Origin of the sequence: Anaerophaga thermohalophila str. Valhall (assembly GCF_000250735.1) — a bacterium.
Lineage (GTDB): Bacteria > Bacteroidota > Bacteroidia > Bacteroidales > Marinilabiliaceae > Anaerophaga > Anaerophaga thermohalophila_A.
Genome location: NZ_AHZV01000011.1, coordinates 1 through 4,743, shown reverse-complemented (window position 1 = coordinate 4,743; position 4,743 = coordinate 1). Strand labels below are relative to the sequence as shown.

Annotated in this window: 4 protein-coding genes; 3 read left to right on the top strand and 1 reads right to left on the bottom strand. The window is 43.7% G+C overall.

The window, feature by feature from the left end:
• Positions 1-285 precede the first annotated feature (285 nt).
• From OQ5_RS0100340 to OQ5_RS0100330, 3 genes are read left to right on the top strand one after another with little or no spacing between them, the layout of a single operon-like run.
• Complete coding sequence (locus OQ5_RS0100340) at positions 286-693, top strand: OsmC family protein (RefSeq protein ID WP_016775584.1); 408 nt, start codon at positions 286-288, stop codon at positions 691-693.
• 19 nt (positions 694-712) lie between these two features.
• Positions 713-1,732 (top strand): NAD-dependent epimerase/dehydratase family protein, encoded by a 1,020-nt coding sequence (locus OQ5_RS0100335; RefSeq protein ID WP_016775583.1) that lies wholly within the window; start codon positions 713-715, stop codon positions 1,730-1,732.
• Positions 1,733-1,761: 29 nt separating this feature from the next.
• Positions 1,762-4,140: a penicillin-binding protein 1A gene (locus tag OQ5_RS0100330; RefSeq protein ID WP_016775582.1), complete on the top strand. Its 2,379-nt coding sequence runs from the start codon at positions 1,762-1,764 to the stop codon at positions 4,138-4,140.
• Positions 4,141-4,335: 195 nt separating this feature from the next.
• Here the strand turns inward: OQ5_RS0100330 and OQ5_RS0100325 are convergent, their stop codons facing one another.
• Positions 4,336-4,698 (bottom strand): MmcQ/YjbR family DNA-binding protein, encoded by a 363-nt coding sequence (locus OQ5_RS0100325; RefSeq protein WP_016775581.1) that lies wholly within the window; start codon positions 4,696-4,698, stop codon positions 4,336-4,338.
• Between the last annotated feature and the right edge of the window lie 45 nt (positions 4,699-4,743).

Here is a 4,743-nt window from a genome sequence, read left to right as displayed (position 1 = left end):
GTACCATTTGCTGTGTTACGCTCGTCCGAAAATTACTCATTTACGATCAGTAAACTCCGTATTTTCGGACTTCGCAAGCCTTGCAACTGGCTCTTTCTGAACAGACACACATATTGTGAAAATTTTTGCGAGTTTATAGACATGCACTATCTATAAATTACACGACAATCAGAAAGAAACATAATTTGTAAATTCATGTTTTTTTTATTTGGGCGTGGTTTAATTTATGGATTCGCTAAATTAGAAACAATTTTTGTAGATGACCAACTGTTAAAATAAATCTTTATGTCAGTCACAATTAAAAGCCGTTATCTGGGGAATTTGCGCGTGGAAAGCACCCATCTCCGGTCGGGAACAAAAATTATTACCGATGCACCTGTCGATAACCGTGGAAAGGGAGAGTCGTTTTCACCAACCGATCTTTTGGCCACATCGTTGGGAAGCTGTATAATGACCATTATGGGGATTACTGCCGAAGATAATAAAATTGATATAGAAGGGACGGAAGTGGAAATAACCCAAATAATGTCGCTCTCTCCAAGAAGAGTGGAAGAAGTTATCGTGTCATTTTATTTCCCTGCCAACGGATATACAGAAAAAGAAAAAAGAATAATTGAGAACGTTGCCGGTTCCAGTCCTGTGCCGTTGAGCATATCCCCGGAAGTGAAACAGACCATTCGTTTTTATTGGTAAAATATTAATTTTGTCTGATATGATATTACTAACCGGTGCTACAGGGCTTGTCGGATCGCATGTTCTGTATTCGTTGACCCTGAAAGGCCACAGAGTAAGGGCTACAAAACGTAAAACCAGCAATTTAAAGCAGGTTGAAGCCTTGTTCCGCTATTACCGGAAAGACGATGCTTCTGATTTGCTTGATAAAGTGGAATGGGTTGAAGCAGATTTAGCTGATTATTTCGGTATTGAAGATGCATTGGATGGAGTGACTCATGTTGTTCATGCAGCGGCAAAGGTTTCATTCAATCCGGGAGAAGCTGACAGAATGTTAGAAGTAAATGCATCGGGAACCGCCAACCTGGTAAATGCCTGCATCAGCAAAGGTGTCGAAAAACTGGTTTATGTCAGTTCCATATCCAGTCTGGGAAGACATCCTGATGGAAAAGAAGTGGATGAAAATGTTGAATGGCAGCCGGATGATAACCGTTCGGCATATTCGCACAGCAAGTTTCGGGCCGAAATGGAGGTTTGGCGTGCTTCCAAAGAGGGATTGCCGGTCATCATTGTCAACCCTTCTGTTATTATCGGGCCGATAGACTGGAAGCGCAGCAGCGGACGTCTGTTTTATTCTGTGCAAAAGGGGATGCCGTTTTACACAACCGGCGTTACGGGTTTTGTGGATGTGCGCGATGTGGCAGAAAGTATTGTTCTCTTGTTGAACAGTGATGTGGTGAATGAACGTTTTATCCTCAATGGTGAGAATCTTTCGTTTAAGGATTTTTTTTCAAAAGTGGCCCATGCCCTCGGTAAAAGGGCACCTTTTGTAAAAGCAACCCCATGGATGGCTGAAATCGGATGGCGTCTGAATCATATTCTTTGTATTCTTGCAGGTAAAGCGCCGGCTATTACAAAGGATACTGCCAGAGCTGCTCACAACAAATCATTTTATTCTGCCGGAAAGTTTTCCAGGAAGTTTAATTTTTCTTTTCAGCCTATCGATGATGCTATTGAGAATACAGTGGAATGGTATAATACTACCCAATCAAAGAACTAAAAAACTGCACCATTTAGATTGACTAATTGATGAATCGAAGAAATAACAATAAGCAATACAAAGATAAGAAACCCTCAAAAAGTAGGGGACAGCGTTTTCGATACTGGCTCCTGAAAGCGTTGATTAAATTATTTATCGCAGGTGTTGCTTTCATGGGTGCTTTTCTTTTTCTGGTTTACATCGGGCTGTTTGGAAAGATTCCAACAACTAATGAACTACACCGTATCACCAATCATACGGCATCGGAAGTCTATTCGTCCGACGGAGAGATGATTGGCAAGTATTTTATTGAAAACAGGCGGCATATCGAAAATCAGAGCATTTCGGAGCATGTTATTCATGCGCTTATCGCCACTGAGGACAGCCGGTTTTTTGAACATAAAGGTTTGGATTATATCAGTATGGGCAGGGTTTTGGTGCACTCTGTTCTTCTGGGTGATCGCAGCCAGGGAGGAGGAAGCACCATTAGTCAGCAATTGGCTAAAAACCTGTATCCCAGACGCGATTATAAATTCCTTTCCCTACCGGTGAATAAATCAAGAGAAATGTTTACGGCAGCGCGTCTTGAGGAGGTCTACTCCAAGGCTGAAATACTTAATCTCTATCTCAACACGGTTCCTTTTGGAGAAAATATTTACGGCATAGAGGTTGCGGCCAACCGTTTTTTCAGTAAATCATCATCCGAACTGGCTCCGCATGAGGCAGCAACCCTTGTAGGAATGCTTGCAGCCAATACGCGTTATAATCCCCGGCTCCATCCGGAGGAAAGCAGGCAGCGGCGTAACATTGTACTTAAAAGGATGGTTGAGCAGGAGTTTCTGACTGAAGAGCAGGGAAAGCTTTATCAGGAAAAGCCACTGGAGCTTGACTATCGGGTTCTGGATCACAATGACGGACCTGCTCCTTATTTTGTTGAACACATCCGCATTCAGGTCGAAAGGATTCTTGATGAGCAGTATGGAGATTCCATTAGCATCTATGAGGACGGACTTAAAATATATACTACTCTTGATTCGCGACTTCAGCATTATGCCAATCAGGCTGTTAAGGATCATTTAGTCAGACTGCAGAATGAATTCGATGCACACTGGAAAAACCGAAATCCGTGGGAAGGGCACCCTGAGATTTTTGTTTCTGCATTAACAAAATCACACCGTTACCAGACCCTTGGTAAAAAAGGTTTTACGGAGACTGAGATCATGCAGGAGATGGAAAAGCCTGTAAAAATGTTCATCCTGGAGGATGGCGAGGAGAAAAAAGTTGAAATGTCTCCGGTCGATTCTGTTGCCTGGGCGGTTCGGCAACTTCAGGCGGGATTTCTGGCAGTTGATCCGGCCGATGGTCGTGTTCTGGTGTGGGTAGGAGGGCCGAATTTTAAGTTTTTTCAATACGACCATGTCCTTTCCAAAAGGCAGGTGGGAAGTACATTCAAGCCTTTTGTTTATGCTACAGCACTTGAGGAGGGATACGAACCGTGCGATTACATCAGCAACGAGCGAAGAGTATATAAGCGATACGACGACTGGTCGCCAGCCAACAGCGATGATGAGCATGAAGGCTATTATTCTCTTCAGGGCGCACTTATTCATTCTGTTAATACCGTAACGGCCGAATTAACAATGGATGTAGGTGCTCATGATGTGGCCGATATTGCAAGAAAAGCAGGTATTGAAAGTGATTTGCCGGATGTTCCTTCTCTGGGACTGGGAACCGCCAATCTTTCTCTTTATGAGATGGTCAGGGCTTATACGGCTTTTGCCAATTATGGAAACGGAACGGAACTTCAAAGCCTTGTACGCATTGAGGATGCTAACGGGAAAGTTCTCTATCAGGCACCTCCTGCCCGCTTGCGTGATGCCGCGTTTGAAGAGCGAACAGCACGTTTCATGGTTCACATGTTGCAGGGTGTTGTTGAGAGAGGGACTGCCCGCTCCCTGAGAGATATTTACGGTATCCGTTCAGAACTGGCCGGTAAAACCGGAACTACCCAGAACAATGCCGACGGATGGTTTATTGGTTTCAGTCCCGGTTTGGTGGCAGGGGTATGGGTAGGCGCCGAAAATCCGGCGATTCGTTTTCGCAGCATGGCACTCGGGCAAGGTGCTCATACCGCTTTACCCATATTCGGACGATTTATGCAGAAAGTCGAAAAAGTATCGTTCCAATCCGGTATCGGCCGGCGAAGTTTTTATCCGCTACCAGAAAGTTTAATTGCAGAGACAGATTGCCCCGATTATTCGGAAGAAGACCCCGATTTGAATTTTTTTGAACGGCTGTTTGGCGGGAAAAAGCAAAAGAAAGAGAGTGAGGATACTTCCGGTAACAGGGAACAGGAAAAGGAACCGGACGAAGACAAAGGAAAATCTCTTCTTGACAGGATGAAGGATATTTTCAGGAAGAAAGATTGACAGCGTATTTTATCTGATGATTTGCTTGTCGGTTGCTTCAAATCAGTGCGTGTCTATAAACTTAAAAAGATATTCTCGCAATATGTTTGTCTGTTCAGAAACTGTCATTTACAAGGCTTGCGAAGTCCGAAAATACGGAGTTTACTCATCGTAAATGAGTAATTTTCGGACGAGCGCAACACAGTAAATGGCACTTTACGGACAGACAAAAATAAACAGGCGTTCCCGTTCCTTACGTGTCATTCCCTTAATCACCAGGTCATACGATTCTTTGATCCATTGTTTCAGAAGATTATCCGGGATCGAGCCGTCCACTTCAATGGTGTTCCAGTGCTTTTTGTTCATGTGATACCCGGGTTTTACAGCTGGATATTGCTCTCGTAATTCAATGGCTTTTTCGGGAGCACATTTCAGGTTAATCCAAAATGGACCTTCCAGATCAGTCAGGGCAAACATTTTATTACCAACCTTGAAAACCAGGGAAGTTTCATCAAACGGCAGGTCTTCGGAGGTAGCAGGCAGTGAAAGACAATAATCTCTGAGTTCTTCAATGTTCATAAACAATAATTTTGATCAGTGGGTTTGACCGTCAAACCTAACCTG